A 24,562-nucleotide genomic window follows, 5' to 3' on the forward strand; every position below is an offset into this window, starting at 1 on the left:
AAATTATAATTATTCTAACTTTTTAGGATTTTTTTTACTTTCCTTCATGGCTTCACCAATTTGGTTACTTGCTACAAAACTAGCCACCATATCATTTAGCATATTACTTCCGGTTTGTGGAGAATTTGGTAATAAAATTAAATTACTGTTTGTTTCTTCACCTAAAGATTGTAAAGTATCATAATGCTGAGTTACTACAATTAGGGCAGAAGCTTCCTGAGAATTTATACCTACGCGATTTAAAACTTCGACAGATTCTTCTAATCCGCGAGCAATTTCACGTCTTTGATCTGCAATACCTTGTCCTTGTAAACGTTTGCTTTCGGCTTCTGCTTTAGCTTTTTCCACAATTAATATACGTTGTGCATCTCCTTCAAACTGAGCAGCAATTTTTTCACGTTCAGATGCGTTAATACGGTTCATGGCTTCTTTAACTTGTGCATCGGGATCGATATCTGTTACTAAAGTCTTAATAATATCGTATCCATAATCCGACATGGCATCATTAAGTTCTGTTTTAACCGCAATGGCGATATCATCTTTCTTAACAAAAACGTCGTCCAATTTCATTTTAGGAACTTCGGCACGTACCACATCAAAAACATAAGATGTAATCTGGTCGTGCGCATAGTCTAATTTATAGAATGCATCATACACTTTTTCTTGAATCACTTTAAACTGAACCGATATTTTTAAACGTACAAATACATCATCTCTAGTTTTAGTTTCTACAATAACATCTAATTGCTGAATTTTTAAACTCATTCGACCGGCAATACGATCGATAAACGGAATTTTCATTTGTAAACCAGAATGGCGAATACTTTTAAATTTTCCAAAACGCTCTATAATAGCTGCAGATTGTTGCTTCACTGTAAAAAAGGAAAGAAACAATACAAGTAATAATAGAAATACAATGGGTATAAACAATACGGACATATATATAATTTTATGGGTTAATGAATCTGGTTATAAATTTAGTCTATATAATTTTAATGGGATCATATATCTTCTTTAAGATAGAGATTTATCTGCCTTTTTAGGCCTAATTTTTGTAAAAAGCGAGATCCAATCTGTTCCATTTTATTTTTTTATAAAATTTAAAATGCACATTTCTTAGATGAACTGTAAGGTCATTTTTCGTTTAACTGAAAAAAAATCCAATTCAACGTTTTAATGCACTGTAGCCCTTGGAATAAAGCACTAAGTAATACTTTTATCATGCATTTAACCAAATCTGCTACTATGATTTACAGGATATTATTTCTGTTGAGTATTGTAATTTGTCCTACCCAAATTACTTATTCACAAACCAAAAATGAGGAAGTTGCTTCCACTTGGCTACAAGAGAACTTTAATAATTTAGCTTCTCAAAAATCTTACGAACTTAGAACTGTACACAATCAAGTTGGTGCTTCTGGTGAGACTTTAAGATATAAGCAATATGTTAACGACGTACCTGTTTATAATGCTAGTATGGCTGTTCACGTTTCACAAAATAGTGAAGTAACCTTTCATACAGGTTCTTTTGACAATACAATTTCAAGAATTAATACTGTTCCTACTTTAACATCTGATGATGCTGTAACTGTAGCAGCTAAAGCTTTAGCTATAGAGGGTACAATTACTCAAAAAGATTCTGAACTTTTAGTTTATAATAATGAAGGTACTACACAATTAGTATATCGCGTGACTACGAACTCTAAAACGTTAAACGGATTCTGGGAAACTGTTATAGATGCACACTCTGGTGAAGTAATTAGTAAAAATGATATTGCTCACTATCACCATGCTCATGACAACGATCATGAAAAAGAGAGTACTTCAAGAGCTTCTATGGTAGAGGTTACAGGAAAAATATTTAATCCAGATCCATTATCTTCTACTAACCAAGTTTATGGTGGAAACTTTGTAGACAACGACGATCAAACTAATGTGTATTTAGATGAAGCGCGTACAGATGTTTCTTTCTTAATTGCAAATAGCGAAAATGGTTTATATACATTAAAAGGAGAGTACTTAGAAATTAAAGAAATACAAAATCCTGCAACTGGATTGTTTCAACAAAAATCACCAGTATTTAGTTTTACAAGAGATGAAGATGGTTTTGAAGCTGTAAACGCTTATTACCATATAGATAAGAACATGAGATATATTAATGAAACCTTAGGGATTGCATTAAAATCCATGTACAACGATGGTGTTATTTTATACGATCCTCACGCTTTTAACGGTTCAGACAATTCATCTTACGGTGGAGGTGTTTTAAAATTTGGTACAGGTGGAGTAGATGATGCAGAAGATGCAGATGTAATTGTACACGAATTAGGTCACGGAATTCACGAATGGTTAATTGGAGGTAGTATTTCTCAAGTAGAAGGTTTAAGTGAAGGTTTTGGTGACTATTGGGCACAATCTTATAGTAGAGGTTTAGAAAGTAATAACAGTTCAAGATCGAATGCATCTTATAACAATTTATTTAAGTGGGATGGACATAACGAATTTTGGGATGGACGTGTTACAGATTACCAAGCTAGTTATCCAGAAGGATTAACAGGACAAATACATAAAGACGGACAAATTTTTTCAAGTACTTTAATGGAAGTTTGGGAATTGTTTGGAAAAGAAACTACAGATAAAATTGTTTTAGAAGGTATAGCAATGACAGGTAGCACAAGCACACAAAAAGAAGCGATGTCTGCAATTCGTCAAGCGGCAATAGATATGAATTTAGGATGTAGTAATATTGAACAAGTTATTGCTATTATTAACAATAGAGGTTACGATGTAGAAGGTTATGTATGTTCTTCTAAGGCATTAGCTGTAGAGGAAAGTGAAGAAATTATAACTAATATCTCTATCTATCCAAATCCTGCTAGCGATGTTATTTCTTTCAAAAATATATCTAGCGAGCACCAAATTAGTGTATATAACATGATGGGGCAAAAAGTATTACATCAGACAATAACACAAACTAATAATTCGGTTAATGTGTCTAACTTAACAAAAGGAATGTATGTAGTGTCATTCAAAGGTTTTGCTACTAACTTCAAGTTTATTAAGCAGTAATCAATATCTAATTATAAGGCATAAAAAAAGCACGTTTTTAAAACGTGCTTTTTTTATGCCTTTCAAAATAATTATAACCTATTATTTTGAAGTGTATTTATATATTAAATAGCTGTTGCTAAGTTTTCAATACGTGCGATAGATTCTTGTTTTCCAATCATAAACATAATATCGAAAACATCTGGACCTTGTAAAGCACCCACTAAAGCTAATCGTAAAGGCATCATAACTTTTCCAAAACCAATTTCTTTAGAGGTAATCCATCCTTTTACGGTATTTTGAAGCGTTTCCGTAGAGAAATCCTCTATAGTGTTAATAAGAGTAGCTAATTCACTTAAAAGCGCTCTAGTGTCGTCCTTAATAGCTTTTTTGGATGCTTTCTCGTCGTAAGTTTTTGGTGCTTCGAAGAAAAAACTACTTAAATCCCATAAATCAGATATAAATGTCGCACGTTCTTTAATTAAATTAACAGCCATCGCGATATAATTCACGTCGATATCTTTTAATTCGTCACGTTGCGCTTTAAAGGCTTCTGCAAGTTCGTCGTTATTTTGCTCTTGCATGTAATGGTGATTAAACCATTTTATTTTATCAGGATCAAATCGTGCTCCAGCTTTGTGTACGCGTTCTATATCGAAAGCTTCAACAAGTTCGTCTAAACTAAATAATTCTTGTTCTGTCCCTGGATTCCATCCTAAAAAGGCTAAGAAATTTATAACACCATCGGCAAAATAACCATCTTCTTTATATCCACGTGAAACATCGTTAGTTTTTGGGTCAATCCATTCTAAAGGAAATACTGGGAATCCTAATTTATCGCCATCACGTTTGCTTAATTTACCTTTACCTGTAGGTTTTAAAATTAATGGTAAATGTGCAAATTCTGGAGCATCCCATCCAAAGGCTTTATAAAGTTGATAATGCAAAGCAAGAGACGGTAACCATTCTTCACCACGAATTACATGCGAGATTTCCATTAAATGGTCGTCTACAATATTTGCTAAATGGTAAGTTGGCATTCCATCACTTTTAAATAAAACTTTATCATCTAAAATGTTGGTGTCTATTTTTATATCGCCACGAACCATATCTTTTAAATGTAAGGTTTCGTCTTGAGGTGATTTAAAACGCACAACGTAATCTTCTCCAGCATCTAATTTTTGTTGTACATCTTCAGCAGAAAGCGATAACGAATTGCTTAATTTTAAACGGTTATGCCAGTTGTAAATAAACGTCTTTCCGTTAGCTTCATGATCTTTTCTATGTGCATCTAAAGATTCGGCAGTATCAAAAGCGTAATATGCGTTTCCAGAAGCTATTAACTCTTCGGCATAAGCTTTGTATAAATCTTTACGTTCACTTTGTCTGTAAGGACCAAATTTTTCGTTTTTTCCGGGACCTTCATCAAACGGTATGTTACACCAATTTAAGGCATCAATAATATAATTTTCGGCACCTTCTACATATCTGTTTTGATCGGTATCTTCAATACGTAAAACAAAAGTTCCGTTATGTTTTTTAGCAAACAAATAGTTGAATAAGGCCGTACGTACACCACCTATATGAAGTGGTCCTGTTGGGCTGGGTGCAAAACGCACACGAACATCTTTAGTCATGTTTTTTTATTTAAGACCGCAAAGATACTCTGATATGTGTAAAGATGAAAGATTTAAACAAAGCAATAATTATTTTATAGATTTCAATTTAACAGAATGTTACATTTGCAGACTATTACAGCTAAAATTATTATTGTAGATTAGTGGGTTAAATACACAGTAGATTGGATAATTATAAAATTATAATACAAAAACTCGAAGGCTTTATTAGGCGTTATTATACGAACGAACTTATTAAAGGTGGAATCTTGTTTTTTTCTATCGGACTTTTGTATTTTTTACTCACGCTTTTAGTCGAACATTTTTTATGGTTAAGCCCAACCGCTAGAGCCATTTTATTTTGGATGTTTGTTTTGGTTGAGGTGTTACTCTTTGCAAAATTTATTGTGTTTCCGTTAAGTAAATTATTCAAACTTCAAAAAGGGATAGATTACGAAGAAGCTTCTAAATTAATTGGAAATCATTTTCCAGAAGTGAATGATAAATTATTGAATGTTTTACAACTTCATAATGATTCATCTAAATCGGAATTGCTATTGGCGAGTATCAATCAGAAAGCTTCAGAGTTAAGTCCGGTACCTTTTAAATTAGCCGTTAATTTCAATCAGAATTTAAAATATTTAAAATACGCGATTCTCCCGGTTTGTCTTTTGTTAATTTTTCTAGCGCTTGGAAAAATAAATTGGTTTACCGATAGCTATAAACGTGTGGTGGATTATAAAACGGCTTACGAACCACCTGCACCATTTCAGTTTTTTGTTTTAAATGAAAATTTAAATGGGGTAGAGAACAAAGATTTTAAATTACATATTAATACAGCAGGAAGTGTAATTCCTGAACAGGCTGAAATCATTTTTAATAACGAGACTTACATTTTACAAGATTTAGGTTCTGGAGAATTTGAATATGTTTTTAATAAGCCTAAAACAGATATTAATTTTCAGCTTCATGCAAATGGCGTCACATCTAAACCGTATAAATTGGCTATAGTCGAAGTGCCAACATTATTAGGTTTCGATATGGTTTTAGAATATCCTAATTACATTAATAAAAAGGATGAGGTTTTAAAAAGTACAGGTAATGCCATTGTTCCAGAAGGTACAAAGGTGACTTGGAAATTAAATACGAAAGCGACTGATCAGGTTCATTTATTCGCTACAGATACTATGGCTTTTTCAAAAGTTGGAAATAATTTTGAAGGCTCAAAACAGGTGTATTCTAATTTTAATTACAGTTTAAACACTAGTAATAAAAATCTTACAAACTACGAAAGTTTAAATTTTTCTATTGATGTTATTAAAGATCAATTCCCAGAGTTAAAAGTGGAAATGGTTAAAGATACAGTCGATTTAAAAACAATGTATTTTAAAGGTCAGGTGAGTGACGATTACGGTTTGCGTAATTTAAATTTGGTGTATTTTGAAACAGATAAAGAATCTGCTAAATCTACCATTCCAATTGCTATTTCTAAATTCAACGTCGATCAATTTGTAACGGCGTTTCCAAATCAATTACAGCTAAAAGAAGGCGTGTCTTATAGTTTATATTTTGAAGTGTTTGATAATGACCAACTACACGGATATAAGCGTAAAAAGAGTGAAGTGTTTAGTTATCGCGAAAAGACTAAAAGTGAAACTAAAAACACCTTATTACAGCAACAACAATCAGGTATACAGGATTTTAATAATTCTTTGGAGAAGTTCGATGAGAATCAGAAAATGCTAGATGATATTTCAAAAACACGTAAGACCAAAAAGACTTTAAATTTTAACGATAGAAAACAGATTAAGGATGTTCTGAAACGTCAAGAGCAACAGGAAAAGATGATGAAAAATTTCAATAAATCTTTTCAAAAAAATCTAGAAGAATTCGATAAGGACAATACAGCAGATCCCTTAAAGGATGAGCTTCAAAAACGTTTAAAGGAAAATGAAGAGCAGTTAAAACAAGATGAACGTTTATTAAAAGAATTGGAAAAGATTCAAGATAAAATAAGTGAAGAAGAACTTTCTGAGAAATTCAAATATTTAAGTAAACAAAATAAGAGACAGAAACGTAGTTTAGAACAGTTGGTGGAGTTAACTAAACGTTTTTATGTGGCTAAGAAAACTGAGAAGTTGCAACAGGATTTAGAAACTCTTGCCGATGAACAGTTAAAGCAAGCGGAGAAGTCGAAGGAAGAGAATACTTCTGAAAAGCAAGTCGAATTAAATAAAAAGTTTGATGAGTTTCAAAAGGAATTAGATGCTTTACAAAAGGAGAACAATGCGCTCAAAAAGCCAATGGATATGCCTCGTAATGAAAAGTCTGAATCGGAAATAGATAAACTTCAAAAAGAGGCATTGGAAGAATTAAATGATAGTGAGTCTAAAGAAAGTGAGGAGCCTAAAAAGTCTGAAGAAAATGCTAAGAAAAAGCAAAAGCAATCTGGTCAAAAAATGAAGCAAATGAGTTCTTCTATGCAACAATCTGTGCAGATGGATGGGGGAGAGCAAATGCAAGAAGATGCCGAAATGCTTCGTCAGATTTTGGATAATTTATTAATTTTTTCGTTCGACGAAGAAGCTCTGATGAATGCTTTTAAGGGCATTGAAATTAATCATAATAACTATGCTCAAAAACTAAGGAAGCAACACGATTTAAGAGAGTATTTTGAGCATATAGACGATAGTTTGTTTTCATTGTCTTTACGTCAGCCCATGTTGTCGGAGGCTATAAATAATGAAATCACTGAGATCTATTTTTACTTAGATAAATCGTTAGAAGAATTTTCTGAAAACGAAATTTTTCAAGGGGTATCTTCTCAGCAACATGTGTTTTCTTCGGCCAATGTACTTGCAGATTTATTGAGCAATATTTTAGATAATATGGAAGATCAATTAAATTCATCGTCATCTTCAGGACAAGGTTCCGAAGGTAAAAAATCTGGTGAGAGTGAGGGGCAACTTCAAGATATTATTATGAGTCAGGAGGAGTTGAATAAACAAATGAAACAACATACTAAAGGAGAAGGTAACGAAGAAGGAAAGAAGGGCGAGAAGGAAGGTGAATCTGGCGAAGGTTCTAAATCTGGCAAATCTGGTTCGGAAGGTCAAAGTTCTGAAGATGGCAAGGAGGGACAAGGTTCAAAATCTGGGCAGGGTAACAAATCCAATGAAGAGATGAGTGGCGAATTGTTTGGGATATATCAACGGCAACAAGAGTTGCGAAATCAGTTGCAGGAACGTCTAGAAAAAGAAGGTTTAACACCTGAAGGTTATCGTTTGTTAAAGGACATGGAATCGGTGGAAATGGAATTGTTAAATGATGGATTTACGGAAAAGACTTTAGAGAAAATGCTTAATTTTGAGCATCAATTATTAAAGATGGAAGACGCTACGTTTAAGCAAGATCAGGATGATAAACGGGAATCTAAAAGTAATTCTAGTACGTTTTCTAATACCACTTCAGATAAATTACCACAGGCTAAACAATATTTTAATACAACTGAAATATTAAATAGACAAGTCCTACCTTTGCAGAATACTTTTAAGCAAAAAGTACAACAGTATTTTAAGAATTAACGAATGATATATTTTAATTACGAAACTGATTTTGAAATAGCCAACGAAGAAAAGTTAGCTAATTGGATTATTACGACTATTATAGAGGAAGGTTGTAAAGAAGGGGAGGTTAACTATATTTTTTGTGACGATGAATATCTTCATAAATTAAATGTAGAGTTTCTAGATCATGATACCTTAACCGATGTTATTAGTTTCGATTATTGTATTGGTAAGGAAATTCATGGCGATATATACATATCTGTAGAACGCGTTCGAGATAATGCTTTAGATTTTAAGACAAAGTTCGAAGATGAAATTCACCGCGTTATTATTCATGGTGTATTACACTATTGTGGCTATAAGGATAAAACAGATTCTGATGCCGAAGTAATGAGGAGTAAAGAAGATTATTATTTAGCCAAATTTACTAAATAAGATTTTTTTTATTGATTGTTCCACGTGGAACATTATATAAATTTTAATAATAAATTGATTTAAATGTTTGATAAAGTTTACGATGTAATTGTAGTTGGAGCAGGACATGCTGGTAGCGAAGCTGCCGCATCGGCTGCGAATATGGGGAGTAGTACATTGTTAATTACAATGAATTTACAAAACATTGCACAGATGTCTTGTAACCCTGCAATGGGTGGAATTGCCAAAGGACAAATTGTAAGAGAGATTGATGCTTTAGGTGGTTATAGTGGTATTGTAAGCGATACTTCTGCGATTCAATTTAAGATGTTAAATAAGTCTAAAGGACCTGCGATGTGGAGTCCTAGAGTACAGAGCGACCGTATGCGTTTTGCTGAAGATTGGAGAATGATGTTAGAAGGAACTCCTAATTTAGATTTTTATCAGGACATGGTTTCTGGTTTAATAATGGAAGGCGGAAAGGTTTCTGGAGTAAAAACATCGTTAGGAATTGAGGTGAAAGCCAAGTCTGTTGTGCTTACTAATGGAACGTTTTTAAATGGCTTAATTCATATAGGAGATAAGAATTTTGGTGGGGGAAGAGCAGGTGAAAGAGCGGCTACTGGAATTACAGAACAGTTAGTAGATTTAGGATTTCAATCGGGAAGGATGAAGACAGGAACACCACCTCGTGTAGATGGTCGTTCTTTAGATTATTCTAAAATGTCTGAACAACCTGGAGACGAAGTTCCAGAGAAATTTTCGTACTCTAATATTACTAAACCCTTAACAAAACAACGTTCGTGTTACATGACATATACGAGTACTTTGGTGCATGATTTGTTGCGTGAAGGTTTCGATCGTTCGCCAATGTTTAATGGTCGAATAAAAAGTTTAGGACCTAGATATTGTCCATCTATTGAAGATAAAATTAATCGTTTCGCAGATAAAGATCGTCATCAATTGTTTATCGAGCCAGAAGGTTGGAATACCTGTGAGGTGTATGTAAATGGATTTTCGACATCGCTTCCAGAAGATGTTCAGTTTAAAGCATTACGTTCGGTTGTTGGTTTTGAAAAGGTAAAATTCTTCAGACCAGGTTATGCTATAGAATACGATTATTTTCCACCTACGCAATTAAAACATACCTTAGAAACGAAGTTAGTCGAAGGTTTGTATTTCGCTGGTCAGATTAACGGAACTACAGGTTATGAAGAAGCCGCTTCTCAAGGATTAATGGCTGGAATTAATGCGAGTTTAAAAGTTCAGGAGCGCGAAGAATTTGTACTAAAACGTAACGAAGCTTATATTGGAGTTTTAATAGATGATTTAATTACAAAGGGTACAGAAGAGCCTTATAGAATGTTTACCTCACGTGCAGAATATAGAACGTTACTTAGACAAGATAATGCCGATTTTAGATTAACTCCAAAAGGTTATGAGATTGGTTTGGCTTCTAAAGCGCGTTTAATTCGTATGGAGGATAAGCATAATAAATCGGATAAATTCGTTCAGTTTTTTAAAGATTTAAGTGTTAAAGCAGATGTTATTAATCCAATTTTAGAGAGTAAAGATTCTGCTGTTGTGAATCAGTCTGGTAAACTTTTTAAAGTATTTGCGCGTCCTAATATTGAAATGGACGATGTGCGTAAAATTGAAGAAGTAGAACAATATATTTCTGAAAATGATTTGGATCGAGAGATTATCGAACAAACAGAAATCCAAGTGAAGTATTCTGGATATATTGAAAAGGAAAAAAATAATGCCGATAAGTTAACACGTTTAGAGGATATAAAAATTCCTGCTAATTACGATTATTCGCAGATTAAATCTATGAGTTTTGAAGCTCGTGAAAAGCTTAGAAAAATTCAGCCAACAAGTATTTCTCAAGCGTCAAGAATTAGTGGAGTATCGCCTAACGATATTTCAGTTTTGCTTGTTTATATGGGAAGATAATTTCGATGTTCCACGTGGAACGTTTAACTATTTCGAATAAAAAATGTAATAAATATCAATAGTTAGAAATCTCTACAGGTAAAAGTGTAGAGATTTCTATTTTAAGTTTATAAATATAATGGCCAACAATGTGTATCTAAAATGTAAAGATTATTCTGTTTCTGGAAAATATTTTGAATTACATCGAGATATTAATCTTGATATCTTAATAACCTCGCCACAACCAAAAGATGAGGAACTTGGTCAATATTACAAGAGTGAAGATTATATTTCGCATACCGATTCTAAACGAAATCTGTTCGAAAAAGCATATCACGTTGTAAAAGGAATTGCTTTAAAACGAAAATTGAATTTAATAAATAGTTTTAATACATCAGATAAAACACTTTTAGATGTTGGTTGTGGTACAGGAGATTTTTTGCAAATAGCAAAAGCAAATGGATGGAATGCTTGTGGCATCGAACCAGATTTAGATGCACGCCAATTAGCTATTAAAAAAGTAGGGGATACGGTTCACGATCCTTCTAAAATAAATTCTTTAAAAGATCAGAGTTTCGACGTTATTACGCTTTGGCATGTTTTAGAACATTTGCCAAATTTAGATTCGCATATAGAAAATTATAAAAGACTTCTTAAGTCTAACGGTGTTTTGGTAATTGCAGTCCCAAATTATAAAAGTTACGATGCACAGTATTATAAAACGTTTTGGGCCGCTTTTGATGTGCCTAGACATTTATGGCATTTCTCGCAAACTGGGATTTCTAAAATTTTAGGAAAACAAGAGTTTAAAGTTGTAAAAACCCTTCCAATGGTATTCGATGCCTTTTACGTGTGTTTGCTTTCTGAAAAGTACAAATCTGGGAAAATGAATTTTTTTAAGGCATTTCAAATCGGATTACGATCTAATCTAAAGGCGAAACAGTCCGGGGAGTACTCATCATTGATTTACATAGCTAAAAACGAGTAAAAATCCAAAATAAAGCGATTTAAGCGCGTTTTTAGGTTTCCGACTTAATCTTATATGTCAATTTTTTAGTTTCGTCTTATATCGCTTCTATACGGTTTGTTTTTGATAAGTAAAAATTATTTATATCTTATTCTTAATAAATAATCGTGATAACTATTTAATAGCTTCATATTAATCCAATTATCTGCGTAACTTTTATATTTTTGTTTTCAGAAATAAATTTAAAATAAAAATGAAAAAAATATCTTTATTAGTAATTGTACTAATTACTATGGCTTCTTGTCAGCAAACACAAAAAATAGCATTTGTAGACAATTCTAAATTAATTAATGAATATCAAGAAAAAATTGATGTTGAGGCTAAGTATAAAACAATGATAGAGGCGTCTAATAAAAGGACAGATAGTTTAGCGCAATCTTTTCAAGCAGAATATCAAGAATTTCAAGCGCAAGCAAGTTCTATGGCTCAAAATAAAGCACAAGAGCGTTACCAGCAGTTAGGACAAAAACAACAAATGTTACAACAGCAAATTCAAATGGCAGAACAACAAATCGCCACTGAAAGTCAAAAGGAAATTGATTCTTTAATTTCTAAAGTAAGAACATTTGTAAAAGATTACGGAAAATCTAATGGTTACGATTTTATTTTAGGAAGTAATGATGCTGGAAGTGTTATGTACGGAAAAGAAGGAGATGATTTAACAGAAACACTTGTTAAAGCGTTAAATGACTCTTACAAGAAATAGATTCTAAATAAATCTTATAAACTAAAAGTCAAACATGGTTTTCATGTTTGACTTTTTTTATGTCTAACAATTCCATGTCTTAATTGTGTTTATAGTTAAACATAATTTTTAAGACTATCAATAGCATTAATATTTAAGTGTTTTGGGTTAAATTTAATACTTAAATGCCATATAAATTTACTTGATTTGTAATCAATTATAATATTAAACTAAAATATGAAAACGACACTTAGCGTTTGCTTTTTGCTTCTTAGTGTGCTGATGTATTCTCAAGAAAAATTTTCTGTTAGCGGGACTGTAAAGGATTTTGCAAATGGAGAAACTGTATTTGGGGCTTCAGTGTACTTAGAAGGTACAAGTAATGGAACAGTTACAAATGCTTATGGATTTTACTCGTTATCGGCTCCTAAAGGGAGTTATAAACTTGTTATTTCTTATTTAGGATATACCACAATTACTAAAGATATTGAACTCGATAGAAATCAAAATTATTCTTTCGAATTGGAGGAAGATAATATGGCTTTAGACGAAGTTGTAATTACTGCAGAAGAATCTGAAAAGGCTAATATTAGAGATCCGCAAATGAGTGTGTCTGTAATTAAAAGTTCTACCATTAAAGCAATTCCAGCAGTATTAGGTGAAGTGGACTTAGTGAAGTCTATACAGTTGTTGCCCGGAGTTACTAATAACGGGGAAGGTTCTAACGGGTTTAATGTTAGAGGTGGAGCAACAGATCAGAACTTAGTTCTCTTAGATGAAGCTATTATATTTAACGAATCGCATTTATTTGGGTTCTTTTCGGTGTTTAATGCCGATGTGGTTAAAGATGTAAAGTTGTACAAAGGTAATATTCCATCCAATTACGGTGGTCGCGTCTCATCTGTGCTCGATATCCGTCAAAAAGAAGGGAATAGTAAAGATTTTAATTTAACGGGTGGAATTGGGCTAATTTCAAGTCGTCTTGCGGCGGAAGGACCTTTGTTTAAAAGTAAAGGGTCGTTTATAGTTGCAGGGCGCTCGTCTTATGCGCATTTATTTTTAAAGGCCGCAGGTCAGGACAATACCGCATATTTTTACGATATAAATGCGAAAGGAAACTACGAGATTAATGCTAATAACAAGTTGTATGTATCAGGGTATTTCGGTCGGGATATTCTTAAATTTTCAGATTCTTTTGAAAATTCATACGGTAATACCTCTTTAAATTTACGATGGAATCATGTTTTTAACGATAAGCTGTTTTCTAACTTATCGTTAATTTATAGTATGTATAATTACAAATTAACTTTAGGTTTTATAGGCTTGGATTGGGATTCTGATATTAAAAATTTTAATGCGAAATACGATTTTAAATACTACCTAAATAATAAAACAACTATCGATTTTGGAGTAAGCGGAATTAATTACAATTTCAATCCGGGTGAGGTAAAACCTACAGATGAAAGCTCTGCGATTAATGAAAATATTTTAGATGAAAAACGTGCGTTCGAAGGTGGTGTATATGTAAATGCCGAACACAAATTTTCTGATCGTTTAAACGTTCAAGCTGGGTTGCGTTTTAGTTTTTTTAACCGTTTAGGCGGACAACCAATGTCGACTTACGAGAATAATCAGCCTGTGGTTTACAACGAATCTTTAGGAATTTATCAGGAAGGAATTAAAACAGGAGAAATAGATTATTCTAGAGGGGAATCTATAAAAACATTTTCAAATTTCGAACCGCGTTTAGGTTTAGCGTATGAGTTAAGCGAATCGTCTTCTTTTAAATTAGGATATTCTCGAATCGCCCAATATTTACATTTATTATCTAATACAGCAAATGCAACACCTTTAGATGTGTGGACGCCAAGTGGAGAATTTATAGATCCGCAAATGGCAAATCAATATTCTGCTGGATATTTTAAAGAACTTAAAAACGGATTGTTTTCTGTAGAAACCGAAGTGTATTATAAAACTGTAGATAATAGAATCGATTATATAGATGGTTCTAGTTTAATAGCTCAGAACAATATTGAAACTCAAATTTTAACAGGCGAATCTAGAGCTTACGGATGGGAGTTTTTATTCAGAAAAAACCGTGGCCGTTTTACAGGTTGGTTTGCGTATACTCTTTCTAAGTCAGAACAAAATACACCTGGAGGAAATGCTAACGGACCAGGTATTAATGGTGGTGAGTGGTATAGCACCGCATACGATAGAACGCATGATGTATCTGTAACGGGAAGCTATCAACTAACCGATAAATGGAGTTTTAGTAGTAATTTTGTGTTTCAAACAGGGCGTCCTACAACCTATCCTTTAGGTCAGTATGAATACGAAGGATTATCGTCTCCAGTGTACGATAATCGAAACTCAAATCGTTTACCGGCCTATAATCGATTAGATTTAGCAGCGACATTTAAGCCAAATAACAAACCAGACGCGAGATGGAAAGGGGAGTGGGTTTTTAGTATCTATAATGTTTACGATCGTAAAAATGCAGCGTCTATTTCTTTCGGTCAAAATTTAGAAACTGGGGTAAACGAAGCTACGCGTACAGCTATTTTCGGAATAGTGCCTTCTGTAACGTATAATTTCAAATTTTAAATCATCATGAAAAACAGCATATATATTGGTCTATTAACTCTAACATATATAATTACATCTTGTACAGATGTTATAGATGTAGAGGTGCCAACGGCCGAACCAAGACTTGTAATTGAGGCTTCCTTAGATTGGGAAAAAGGGACTTCCGGTATGGATCAGACTATTAAATTAAGTACAACAACACCTTATTTTGAAACCGATTTACCAAACGCAGTAACGGGGGCAGAAGTGCGTGTGACAAGAGCTAGCGATAATGCGGTTTATGTCTTTGAAGATCAGCAAAACGGTACTTATACATCTAATGCCTTTGGAGCGATTTTAAACGATGTATATACCTTAAATGTTATCTATGAAGGAGAAACCTTTACGGCTACAGAAACACTGCTTCCTACAACTTCTATTTCTCGAGTAACACAAACTAAGGACGACGGATTTGACCCTGATGCTTTAGAAGTGGTTGTGTATTTTGATGATCCAGCCGACGAAGAGAATTATTATGTTTTAAGATATCAGGAGGTAGGCGATTTTTTTCCGGATTTAGTTACCGTTTCCGATGAGTTTTTAAATGGAAATGAAATTAAATTAATCTATGAAAAACGTGGAGATGATGAAGATGATGAATTTCAGCCAGGTGATGTAGTAGATATTAATATTTACAACGTGACTAAAGAATATTATAATTATATCGGAATTCTTAACAATCAGTCAGGAAGTTCTGGTAATCCGTTTACTCCAGCTCCAGTAGAATTATTAGGTAATTGTATTAACGTTACTAATAAAGAAAACTATCCTTATGGGTATTTTAGAGTCACGCAAACAGATAAACAAAGCTATACTTTTATTGAAGATTAAAATCATAATCTTTTCAATATAAATTACAATAAAATAGAGCATTAAATTTTTGAACTTAAGGTTTAAAATTTAATGCTTTTTTTATGCAATGTGTTCAAAATTAACATCAGTTTAATGTGTTGTTATTTAAGTGTATAGGTTAGTGTTTTAGGTGTGATATTTTACAATTTACACAACTTTTAAAGTTTGCGAAAAATGAAGATTGAACTAGAGTATTTAATGACTTAGAATAGTATAGCGACTACTGTTTTTATGGAAGACAAATAGTAATTAGATTTAGTTTTGAAACAGAAAAACAGCAAATACAGAAACAATAAAATATATTGTAATATTCCTTGCGCCGTCGTAGTCTTTGGCAATACGTTGGCCTAATAAAAAGAGTAAAAGAATGACACATGAAATTATTGAACCTATAAGCGCAAAATGTGTGTTTTTCTCTGTAATGATTTCAAAAATACCTAGGCTACAATATACAGTTGTTAAAGCTTCTAAAACAAGAATAATTAATAAGGTTACCGGAATTAAAGGCGGTACAAAAGTATTGGCAAAATGCGATTTTAAAAAGGCTACATTACCTTTCCAGTCGGTTAACTTATCGATAACACTCATTAAAAAAGTTATGATTAAAAAGATAAGAATAAGTAATTCTGCACTGTGTTTTAAAATGATTTTCATAGCGTCTTATTCTTGTTTTGCATGTAATAAGCGCGTAAGCTTTATAGATAGATCTGTCAGTATTATTTTAGAATTTCCATTTCGTTCAATATGGTAAATGGCATCTTGAAGAGCTTCGTAAATATCCATAATATTTCCACTATGAACAAAGGGCGCAAACTTTTCTAATTTAAACGCTGTTTTTGGTTCTAAATAAACAAGTGCGTCTGCACTATAATTTAAGAGCATGGCTTGACGGAAAAAATCCATGCAAAAGTGTAAAAATTGCTTTTGTGTTTCTCTTCCTGTTTTTGCAATGTTTTCACTCCAATTTATAAGATCGTGAATTGCAGCTTTATTACCTTTGGCTTTAAATGCACTTCTTACCCAAAGCACAAACCAGTCTTCGAATTGCGTGTCTTCGGTATCGTGATACACTAAATCGCATGCTTTATTATAATTTCCGTTAGACTGATTAGCGATTTTAATCGCTTCAGATTCTTTAATCTGATAATTGTCCACAAGTGCTTTTACAATAACTTCTTCGGCGAGTCTTGGAAAGTGTAATACCTGGCACCGTGATCTAATTGTATTTATAATATGCTGTTCTTCTTCGGCAATCAGAATAAATACCGTTTTTTCTGGTGGTTCTTCAATCAGTTTTAATAATTTGTTTGAAGCGGCTGGATTCATTTTTTCAGCCATCCAGATAATCATTACTTTATAACCACCTTCGTATGCTTTTAACGATAATGCTTTAACAATATCCTGAGCTTCATCCACACCAATTTGCCCTTGTTTATTATCTACGCCTAACATTTTGTACCAATCAAAAAGATTTCCGTAAGGTTGTTCTTTTAGTAATTGACGCCACTCTGTTAAAAAGTGAGAAGAAACAGGGTGCGATTTTATGCTATTTGTAGTGGTTACAGGAAAGGCAAAATGCAAATCGGGATGCGAAATGTTATTAAATTTTAGATTGCAACTTTCGTTACCGGTGTTGTTTTCGCCATTACTATTTTTACACAAAATATATTGTGCATATGCAATAGCAAGAGGCAATGTACCGCAACCTTCGGGACCAACAAATAATTGCGCATGCGGAATACGACCATTATCTACACTTTGTGTTAAATGGTTTTTAATATGATCCTGACCTAAAATATCTTTAAATAACATGTCGCAAAACTAAATATTTTTTAATTAAAGCTAAGATTTAAATGGGAGTTACTTTTTAGCATAAAATTAAGTTTTATCTGTATTTTAAGTATTGTAATTCTAAATTTTTAAAAATCTTTTAAAATAGAAAACGTTTTCGTAAAAAAACACGTTTTAAAGCTGTTTATTATTGTTTACATTTGTAGAATAACATCAAAACTTTTTAGGATGAAAACACTTAACGATTTCGATTTTAATAATAAAAAAGCATTAATTAGAGTAGATTTTAACGTCCCTTTAGACGAGGATTTTAAAGTAACAGATAATACAAGAATAGTATCTGCAAAACCTACAATTATTAAAATTTTAGAAGATGGTGGAAGCTGTGTTTTAATGTCTCACTTAGGAAGACCAAAAGGTGTTCAAGATCAGTTTTCTTTAAAACATATTAGTGAAGAAGTTTCTAATGTTTTAGGAGTAGCCGTGAAAACTGTTTCGGATTGTGTAGGTAAAGAAGCCGAAGCTGCTGTTGAGGCACTACAGCCAGGTGAAGTGTTATTGTTAGAAAATTTACGTTTTTATTCTGAAGAAACTGCGGGCGACGAAAAATTTGCTGAACAACTTTCTAAATTAGGAGATATTTATGTGAATGATGCATTTGGTACAGCACATAGAGCACATGCGTCTACAACTATAGTTGCTAAATTTTTCCCAGAAAATAAATGTTTCGGTTATTTATTAGCTCAAGAAATAGAAAGTATCCAAAAAGTAATGGAAACTGGTGAAAAGCCTATTTTGGCAGTTTTAGGAGGTGCTAAAGTGTCTTCAAAAATTACTATTATCGAAAATATTTTAGATAAAGTAGATCATTTAATAATTGGTGGAGGTATGACATTTACTTTCATTAAAGCACAAGGAGGAAAAATAGGAGATTCCATTTGTGAAGACGATAAAATGGAATTGGCTTTAGAAATTTTAAAACAAGCTAAAGCTAAAAATGTTCAAGTTCATCTTCCTGTTGATGTTCTTGCGGCAAATGCATTTAGTAACGATGCAGATACTAAGGTATTAGATGTAACCGAAATTCCTGACGGATGGCAAGGTTTAGATGCTGGACCAAAATCTATCGAAAACTTCAATAAGGTTGTTTTAGAGAGTAAAACAATTTTATGGAACGGACCTTTAGGTGTTTTCGAATTACCAACGTTTGCAAATGGAACAATCGCTTTAGGAAATTCTATTGCCGAAGCAACTAAAAACGGAGCGTTCTCTTTAGTAGGAGGAGGAGATTCTGTTGCTGCTGTTAAGCAATTTGGTTTCGAAAAGAAAGTGAGTTATGTAAGTACAGGTGGAGGAGCAATGTTAGAGAGTTTAGAAGGAAAAACACTACCTGGTATTGCAGCCATTTTAGATTAATTTCTCAATTAAATATTGAAAGCTTTACAGTTTTATAACTTATAGTTTTCTTTTTCAGTATAAAAATACGAATTTAGCCGGCTCGACGTTACACCTAACTAATGGTTTTATTGATGAAGCACCGACTAAATTCGTATTTATTTTTTATTGCATTTCTACAGATTACATGTTTTTATGCCCAAGACTCCCTCGCTATTAAAGGTAGTCGGGATTCTCAGATTACCACTACAGCGCAGCAAGATACACTGACTCAAAATACAAAAAACACCTTAATAGTAAACGATTTAAAACAAGACACTTTAGTCGTTAAAGTTGTTACTGAGCTTGTTACCGAAGATAAGTTACGCACCGGAGAGGAGCATATTGTAGATACCATTATAGATGGACAAACCTATTACAAGCAAACTATTAAGCCTGTAATAGATTCATTAAGCTTAGAGAATCTTAGAGATCATAAGTATTCTGCAAAGGTCGATCAGTTATGGCTAGAAGAATTATATAGTAATGCACTTTACGATTCAATTTACGAATCGGTAACAGAACTTACCTACGATGCTGTAGATTATCCAGAACTAAACACCGATACTCTTAAAAAGAGGTTGAAAGAATTAGATGCAAAAACACCTTTTAATGTGGAGTATAATCCAGGTTTAGAAAGTGTAATTAAATCGTATTTAAAACGTCGTAGAAATTCACTTCAGAAGTTAATGGCGCTAAGCGAATATTATTTCCCAATGTTCGAGCGAGAACTAGATAATTACAACCTTCCATTAGAGATAAAGTATTTGTCGATTGTAGAATCTGCTTTAAAGCCAAGAGCTAAATCCAGAGTTGGTGCCACGGGTTTATGGCAGTTTATGTATCCAACAGGAAAGTATTACGGCTTGGATGTCAGTAGTTATGTCGACGAGCGTAGCGATCCGTTAAAATCTACCGAAGCAGCGGCTAAATACCTCTCTAAATTATACAGTGTTTTTGGCGATTGGGATTTGGCTTTAGCAGCATATAATTCTGGACCAGGAAATGTGACTAAAGCGATTAGACGATCTGGGGGTTATGAAAACTACTGGAATATTAGAAATTACTTGCCTCGTGAAACGGCAGGCTATTTACCCGCTTTTTTAGCCACTATGTATATTTTTGAATATGCTGAAGAACTTGGTTTTTCTAGAATAAGACCCGAATTTGCATACATTGAAACCGATACGCTTCACGTGAAACAAATGATTACGTTAGATCAGGTTTCAGAACTTACAGGTATTAAAATTGAAGAACTTCAGTTTTTAAATCCCGCTTATAAATTAGATGTAATTCCGGTTATTAAAAACGAAACCTATACCTTGCGCTTGCCAGTGCGTGCCATAGGACCTTTTGTGGCTAACGAAGATTTAATCTATGCTTATGCTAAAGCCGAATTTGATAAGCGCGAAAAACCCTTGCCTCAGTTTATAGAATCGGAAACCAAAACAAGGTACACCGTTAAATCTGGAGATTATTTAGGTAAAATTGCAAGAAAATATAGTGTTCGTGTTAGTCAGATAAAACAATGGAACGGACTAAGAAGTAATAATTTAAGTATCGGGCAACGCTTAACAATTTACCCAAGAAACTCAGGTGCAACGGCTAGTACTGCCACTACGGCATCTGCAAAAAAAACAGAAGAAAAGACTTATATTGTTAAGAAAGGAGATTCATTATGGAGTATAGCTCAAAAATATTCTGGAATTTCTGTAGATAATATTAAAGAATGGAACGATATTAGTGGTAGTCGTTTAAAACCAGGAATGTCCTTAAAAGTATCTAAAGGTTAATAATTCTTATAAAATTAAACATTATGCGTAAAATTCTATTTTTTGTATCTGCACTTTTAGTGCTTACTAGTTGTAATGGAGATAAAAAAAGCAACCAAAAATTATTATCAGAATCTTCTGGAAATCTAAATAACTTATCTGTTGTAGTCGACAACGATTTATGGCAAGGTAAAGTTGGTGAGGTTATTAGAGATGTAATGGCCGCTCCGGTAGATGGATTACCACAAGACGAACCATTGTTTTCATTAAGTCAGATTCCAACTCAAGTGTTTAGCGGGTTTGTAACAAAAAACAGAACAGTATTAAGAGTAGAAGTTGGGCCAAATAAAACGTCTTCTGTAAAGTTTGGTAAAAACGTATATGCCATTCCTCAAAAAGTAGTGGTTGTGTCTGGTAAAACAGAAGATGAGGTTGTGGAACAGTTAAAATCTAATGCTCCTAAAATTATTGAGGCTTTTAAAAGTCAAGAAATTAAAGAAAAGCAACGCAGAATTAAGTTGTCTTTACTTAAAATTGATACTATAGAGAAGGCTTTAGGTATTAAAATGGAGCTTCCTACAGCGTATCGTATAGCGAAAAAAGACAATAACTTTTTCTGGTTAAGAAAAGATATTACCACAGGAACACAAAACATAATGCTTTACGAGTTACCGTTAAATGCTATAAAACAAAACGATAGTTTAGTACAGCAAGTTATTAAAATAAGAGATTCTATTGGGCAAGTTCATATTCCTGGACCAACAGAAGGCACGTTTATGATTACAGAAAAGGCATACGCTCCTTATCTATTTCATACGACTATAGACGATAAACCTGTTATTGAAACTAAAGGAATTTGGGATGTAAAAAATGCATTTATGTCTGGTCCCTTTATAAATTATATTATTGAAGATAAAGCTAACAACAGATTACTTGTTATTGAAGGATTTACATTTGCACCGTCGGTAGAAAAACGTGATTATGTATTCGAACTGGATGCGATAATGAAGTCGATAAAAATTGACTAAATACCTTATAGTACAAGACATAAAAAAGCCAACAATTATTAATTGTTGGCTTTTTTTATGCTTCGAATATATAAACTATTCTTTTTTGTCTTTGATTTCGTCTTCTTCTTTCGAAGCGTCTTTAAATTCCTTAATACCACTTCCTAATCCACGCATAAGTTCAGGTATTTTTTTACCACCAAAAAGTAATAAAACAATTACTACAATTAAGATGATTTGAGGTGCACCAATCATTAAAAATATTGCTTGAGAAATCATATTCTTTTATGTTTAAAAAACAAAGGTAATAATTAAAGTTTAATATTATTGTTATTATCAGAATTTTAAGAAAACATAAAGGTTTCGTGCAATTAAATTCTTTAATTTTGTTTTTAAGATGAATCAAAAGAAAACTAAAAAGAAAAAAATAACACGGAAGTTACTGCATAAGTATCGCCTTGTTATTTTAAACGAAGACACTTTTGAAGAGCGTTTGTCGTTTAAACTTAATCGGTTAAATGTATTTGTGGTACTCTCGTTATTAACCATCTTTTTAATAACAGGAACTACACTTTTAATAGCTTATACGCCTTTACGAGAATATATTCCGGGGTATTCTTCTTCTACTTTAAAAAAATCGGCAACAGAATTACACTTCAGAACAGATTCTATACAGCAAGTGTTGCATGAAAACGAACAGTTTTATGCGTCTATAAAGAAAGTTTTAGAAGGCGATGTATCTACTCCTAATATAAATAAAGATTCTATTATTGCGGCAACTAAATATGAAGCAAGCCAAGTAGACTTAAATCCGACAAAAGCCGATTCTTTATTACGAGAGAAAGTAGATAAAGAAGATAAGTATAATCTTTTCGAATCGGCAACTACAGCAGCTAATTTTGTATTGTTTCCGCCGGTAAGTGGCGAAATAAGTGAATCATACAGTGTAAAAGATAAACACTACGCTGTAGATATTGTTGTGGCAAAAGATACGCCTATAAAAGCCACTGCCGATGGTCGTGTTATTTTCGCAGAATGGACGTCGCAAACCGGCTTTGTTTTAATTTTAGAGCATAGTTACGGTTTAATTTCAGTTTACAAACACAATGCGTCTATAACTAAGGATCAAGGCGATTTAGTTAAGGCGGGAGAAGTTATAGCAACTGCGGGTGACTCAGGTGAATTTACTACGGGACCTCATTTACATTTTGAATTATGGAGTGATGGATACCCTATTAATCCAATTAATTTTATCGACTTTAAACCATGATTTCTATAAAAGCATTACTAGCAAAACCATTTTCTAAGTATATACATTATACTGTTCAGAAATGGGCCAATAATCCTATTGAGACTCAGGATAACGTTTTTAAAAATTTAATTTCAGAAGCGACTTCTACTCAATTTGGAAAAGATCACAATTTTCAAAGTATTAAAACCTTCGAAGATTTTGTAAAACACGTTCCAGTACGTGATTATGAAGAGTTAAAGCCTTACGTGCTAAAAGTTGTAGACGGAGAAGAAGATATACTTTGGAAAGGGAAACCCCTATATTTTGCAAAAACATCTGGGACCACTTCTGGAGCTAAATACATACCAATTACCAAGGAAAGTATGCCTACGCATATCGAGGCGGCACGAAATGCTATTTTAATGTATATAAACGAAACGGGTAATTCTAGTTTTGTAGATGGAAAAATGATTTTCCTTCAAGGGAGTCCGATTTTAGAAAAGAAAAACGGTATAAATCTTGGCCGATTATCAGGCATTGTTGCGCATTTTGTACCTAAATATCTTCAAAAAAATAGGTTGCCAAGTTGGGAAACCAACTGTATTGAAGATTGGGAAACAAAGGTAGATGCTATTGTAGAGGAAACGCTTCCGGAGGATATGACCATAATTTCAGGAATTCCATCTTGGGTACAAATGTATTTTGAGAAACTTCTAGAAAAGACAGGAAAACCAGTTGGAGATATATTTGAGAATTTCAATTTATTCATTTTTGGAGGTGTAAATTTCGAACCATATCGCGCTAAATTTGAAAAATTAATCGGTCGAAAAGTAGATAGTATCGAATTGTACCCAGCGAGTGAAGGGTTCTTTGCTTATCAAGATAAGCAAGGCGAAAAGGGGATGTTACTTCAATTAAATTCGGGAATTTTCTACGAGTTTATAAAAGCAGATACCTTTTTCGATGAGAATCCAAAACGAATCACGATTAAGGATGTCGAGCTAGGTGTTAATTATGTAATGATAATTTCGACCACGGCCGGATTGTGGGCTTACAACATTGGAGATACGGTAGCATTTACGTCTTTAAAACCATATCGCGTGGTGGTTACTGGTAGAATAAAACATTTTATTTCGGCCTTTGGAGAGCATGTAATTGGTAAGGAGGTTGAAGAAGCAATGAGAGTAGCTACCGAAAACACAGATATTCGTATTTCAGAATTTACTGTTGCGCCTCAAATTAATCCAGAATCAGGTTTACCATTTCACGAGTGGTTTGTAGAGTTTGAAAACGAACCAGAAGATCTTGCAGGGTTAGTAAATCGTTTAGACCAATCACTTCAAAATCAGAATAGTTATTATTACGACTTAATTATTGGTAAAGTACTACAGCCTTTAAAAATTACTTTAATTAAAAAAGATGGATTTCAAGATTATATGAAATCTATAGGAAAGTTAGGAGGTCAAAATAAAATTCCAAGATTATCTAACGACCGAAAAATAGCAGATACGCTATATGCTTTAAAAGTAACTAAATAGTAGTATATTTACATGCAA

At 33.1% G+C, this 24,562-nt stretch carries 18 protein-coding genes; 13 read left to right on the forward strand and 5 right to left on the reverse strand.

Translation table 11 applies throughout. The features are described from left to right. Nucleotides 1-9: 9 nt before the first annotated feature. On the reverse strand, nucleotides 10-939 hold the full coding sequence (locus ACKC83_RS04955) for an SPFH domain-containing protein (protein WP_414035882.1): 930 nt from the start codon (nucleotides 937-939) through the stop codon (nucleotides 10-12). Between the two features lie 282 nt (nucleotides 940-1,221). On the opposite strand from ACKC83_RS04955, the gene ACKC83_RS04960 reads away from it, so the two are divergent. After that, entirely contained in the window at nucleotides 1,222-3,069 is a 1,848-nt protein-coding gene (locus ACKC83_RS04960) for a T9SS type A sorting domain-containing protein (protein WP_434037226.1), read from the forward strand. A 104-nt stretch (nucleotides 3,070-3,173) separates the two neighbouring features. Here the strand turns inward: ACKC83_RS04960 and gltX are convergent, their stop codons facing one another. Then, nucleotides 3,174-4,685: a glutamate--tRNA ligase gene (gene gltX / locus ACKC83_RS04965; protein ID WP_434037227.1), complete on the reverse strand. Its 1,512-nt coding sequence runs from the start codon at nucleotides 4,683-4,685 to the stop codon at nucleotides 3,174-3,176. 164 nt (nucleotides 4,686-4,849) lie between these two features. Between gltX and ACKC83_RS04970 the strand changes: the two genes are divergently transcribed. The 7 genes from ACKC83_RS04970 (at nucleotide 4,850) to ACKC83_RS05000 (ending at nucleotide 15,750) form a co-directional block, all read left to right on the forward strand. Then, nucleotides 4,850-8,248 carry a hypothetical protein gene (locus ACKC83_RS04970; protein ID WP_434037228.1) on the forward strand — a complete coding sequence of 1,133 codons (3,399 nt, stop codon included), beginning with the start codon at nucleotides 4,850-4,852 and terminating at the stop codon, nucleotides 8,246-8,248. 3 nt (nucleotides 8,249-8,251) lie between these two features. Next, a complete protein-coding gene (gene ybeY, locus ACKC83_RS04975) occupies nucleotides 8,252-8,665 on the forward strand; it encodes an rRNA maturation RNase YbeY (RefSeq protein ID WP_434037229.1) in 414 nt (137 codons plus the stop codon). A gap of 63 nt (nucleotides 8,666-8,728) precedes the next feature. Beyond that, the gene (gene mnmG / locus ACKC83_RS04980; protein WP_434037230.1) at nucleotides 8,729-10,600 is read left to right on the forward strand and encodes a tRNA uridine-5-carboxymethylaminomethyl(34) synthesis enzyme MnmG; all 1,872 of its coding nucleotides are present in this window, start codon (nucleotides 8,729-8,731) and stop codon (nucleotides 10,598-10,600) included. A 109-nt stretch (nucleotides 10,601-10,709) separates the two neighbouring features. Further along, a complete protein-coding gene (locus ACKC83_RS04985) occupies nucleotides 10,710-11,567 on the forward strand; it encodes a class I SAM-dependent methyltransferase (RefSeq protein ID WP_434037761.1) in 858 nt (285 codons plus the stop codon). Between the two features lie 232 nt (nucleotides 11,568-11,799). Beyond that, the gene (locus tag ACKC83_RS04990; RefSeq protein WP_414035876.1) at nucleotides 11,800-12,312 is read left to right on the forward strand and encodes an OmpH family outer membrane protein; all 513 of its coding nucleotides are present in this window, start codon (nucleotides 11,800-11,802) and stop codon (nucleotides 12,310-12,312) included. A gap of 216 nt (nucleotides 12,313-12,528) precedes the next feature. Further along, nucleotides 12,529-14,898: a TonB-dependent receptor gene (locus ACKC83_RS04995; protein WP_434037231.1), complete on the forward strand. Its 2,370-nt coding sequence runs from the start codon at nucleotides 12,529-12,531 to the stop codon at nucleotides 14,896-14,898. 6 nt (nucleotides 14,899-14,904) lie between these two features. Next, nucleotides 14,905-15,750 carry a DUF4249 domain-containing protein gene (locus ACKC83_RS05000; RefSeq protein ID WP_434037232.1) on the forward strand — a complete coding sequence of 282 codons (846 nt, stop codon included), beginning with the start codon at nucleotides 14,905-14,907 and terminating at the stop codon, nucleotides 15,748-15,750. Nucleotides 15,751-16,026: 276 nt separating this feature from the next. Here the strand turns inward: ACKC83_RS05000 and ACKC83_RS05005 are convergent, their stop codons facing one another. Further along, nucleotides 16,027-16,425 (reverse strand): DoxX family protein, encoded by a 399-nt coding sequence (locus tag ACKC83_RS05005; protein ID WP_434037233.1) that lies wholly within the window; start codon nucleotides 16,423-16,425, stop codon nucleotides 16,027-16,029. A gap of 6 nt (nucleotides 16,426-16,431) precedes the next feature. Then, nucleotides 16,432-17,583, reverse strand: coding sequence for an ATP-binding protein (locus ACKC83_RS05010; RefSeq protein ID WP_434037234.1), 1,152 nt, complete (start codon nucleotides 17,581-17,583; stop codon nucleotides 16,432-16,434). Between the two features lie 207 nt (nucleotides 17,584-17,790). On the opposite strand from ACKC83_RS05010, the gene ACKC83_RS05015 reads away from it, so the two are divergent. The 3 genes from ACKC83_RS05015 (at nucleotide 17,791) to ACKC83_RS05025 (ending at nucleotide 21,796) form a co-directional block, all read left to right on the forward strand. Beyond that, nucleotides 17,791-18,978 (forward strand): phosphoglycerate kinase, encoded by a 1,188-nt coding sequence (locus ACKC83_RS05015; RefSeq protein WP_414035871.1) that lies wholly within the window; start codon nucleotides 17,791-17,793, stop codon nucleotides 18,976-18,978. Nucleotides 18,979-19,091: 113 nt separating this feature from the next. Beyond that, nucleotides 19,092-20,789 carry a LysM peptidoglycan-binding domain-containing protein gene (locus ACKC83_RS05020; RefSeq protein ID WP_434037235.1) on the forward strand — a complete coding sequence of 566 codons (1,698 nt, stop codon included), beginning with the start codon at nucleotides 19,092-19,094 and terminating at the stop codon, nucleotides 20,787-20,789. A 23-nt stretch (nucleotides 20,790-20,812) separates the two neighbouring features. Then, on the forward strand, nucleotides 20,813-21,796 hold the full coding sequence (locus tag ACKC83_RS05025; protein ID WP_434037236.1) for a DUF4837 family protein: 984 nt from the start codon (nucleotides 20,813-20,815) through the stop codon (nucleotides 21,794-21,796). Nucleotides 21,797-21,871: 75 nt separating this feature from the next. Here the strand turns inward: ACKC83_RS05025 and tatA are convergent, their stop codons facing one another. Next, the gene (tatA, locus tag ACKC83_RS05030; protein WP_434037237.1) at nucleotides 21,872-22,054 is read right to left on the reverse strand and encodes a twin-arginine translocase TatA/TatE family subunit; all 183 of its coding nucleotides are present in this window, start codon (nucleotides 22,052-22,054) and stop codon (nucleotides 21,872-21,874) included. A 118-nt stretch (nucleotides 22,055-22,172) separates the two neighbouring features. Here tatA and ACKC83_RS05035 point away from each other — a divergent pair, with 118 nt between their 5' ends. Beyond that, the gene (locus ACKC83_RS05035; protein ID WP_434037238.1) at nucleotides 22,173-23,045 is read left to right on the forward strand and encodes a M23 family metallopeptidase; all 873 of its coding nucleotides are present in this window, start codon (nucleotides 22,173-22,175) and stop codon (nucleotides 23,043-23,045) included. After that, the gene (locus ACKC83_RS05040; protein ID WP_434037239.1) at nucleotides 23,042-24,544 is read left to right on the forward strand and encodes a GH3 auxin-responsive promoter family protein; all 1,503 of its coding nucleotides are present in this window, start codon (nucleotides 23,042-23,044) and stop codon (nucleotides 24,542-24,544) included. The genes ACKC83_RS05035 and ACKC83_RS05040 overlap by 4 nt, the downstream gene beginning before the upstream one ends. Nucleotides 24,545-24,562 lie beyond the last annotated feature (18 nt).

The sequence above is a fragment of the Formosa bonchosmolovskayae genome (assembly GCF_051016085.1).
GTDB lineage: Bacteria > Bacteroidota > Bacteroidia > Flavobacteriales > Flavobacteriaceae > Formosa.

Bases quoted from the DNA above. Each gene is read 5' to 3' on its own strand.
- ACKC83_RS05015 (WP_414035871.1), top strand. From the start codon at position 17,791: ATGAAAACACTTAACGATTTCGATTTTAATAATAAAAAAGCATTAATT.
- ACKC83_RS05010 (WP_434037234.1), bottom strand. From the start codon at position 17,583: ATGTTATTTAAAGATATTTTAGGTCAGGATCATATTAAAAACCATTTA.
- ACKC83_RS04955 (WP_414035882.1), bottom strand. From the start codon at position 939: ATGTCCGTATTGTTTATACCCATTGTATTTCTATTATTACTTGTATTG.
- ACKC83_RS05035 (WP_434037238.1), top strand. From the start codon at position 22,173: ATGAATCAAAAGAAAACTAAAAAGAAAAAAATAACACGGAAGTTACTG.
- ACKC83_RS05005 (WP_434037233.1), bottom strand. From the start codon at position 16,425: ATGAAAATCATTTTAAAACACAGTGCAGAATTACTTATTCTTATCTTT.
- ACKC83_RS05025 (WP_434037236.1), top strand. From the start codon at position 20,813: ATGCGTAAAATTCTATTTTTTGTATCTGCACTTTTAGTGCTTACTAGT.
- ACKC83_RS04990 (WP_414035876.1), top strand. From the start codon at position 11,800: ATGAAAAAAATATCTTTATTAGTAATTGTACTAATTACTATGGCTTCT.
- gltX (WP_434037227.1), bottom strand. From the start codon at position 4,685: ATGACTAAAGATGTTCGTGTGCGTTTTGCACCCAGCCCAACAGGACCA.
- ACKC83_RS04995 (WP_434037231.1), top strand. From the start codon at position 12,529: ATGAAAACGACACTTAGCGTTTGCTTTTTGCTTCTTAGTGTGCTGATG.
- ACKC83_RS05040 (WP_434037239.1), top strand. From the start codon at position 23,042: ATGATTTCTATAAAAGCATTACTAGCAAAACCATTTTCTAAGTATATA.
- tatA (WP_434037237.1), bottom strand. From the start codon at position 22,054: ATGATTTCTCAAGCAATATTTTTAATGATTGGTGCACCTCAAATCATC.
- mnmG (WP_434037230.1), top strand. From the start codon at position 8,729: ATGTTTGATAAAGTTTACGATGTAATTGTAGTTGGAGCAGGACATGCT.
- ACKC83_RS04960 (WP_434037226.1), top strand. From the start codon at position 1,222: ATGCATTTAACCAAATCTGCTACTATGATTTACAGGATATTATTTCTG.
- ACKC83_RS05000 (WP_434037232.1), top strand. From the start codon at position 14,905: ATGAAAAACAGCATATATATTGGTCTATTAACTCTAACATATATAATT.
- ACKC83_RS05020 (WP_434037235.1), top strand. From the start codon at position 19,092: ATGAAGCACCGACTAAATTCGTATTTATTTTTTATTGCATTTCTACAG.
- ybeY (WP_434037229.1), top strand. From the start codon at position 8,252: ATGATATATTTTAATTACGAAACTGATTTTGAAATAGCCAACGAAGAA.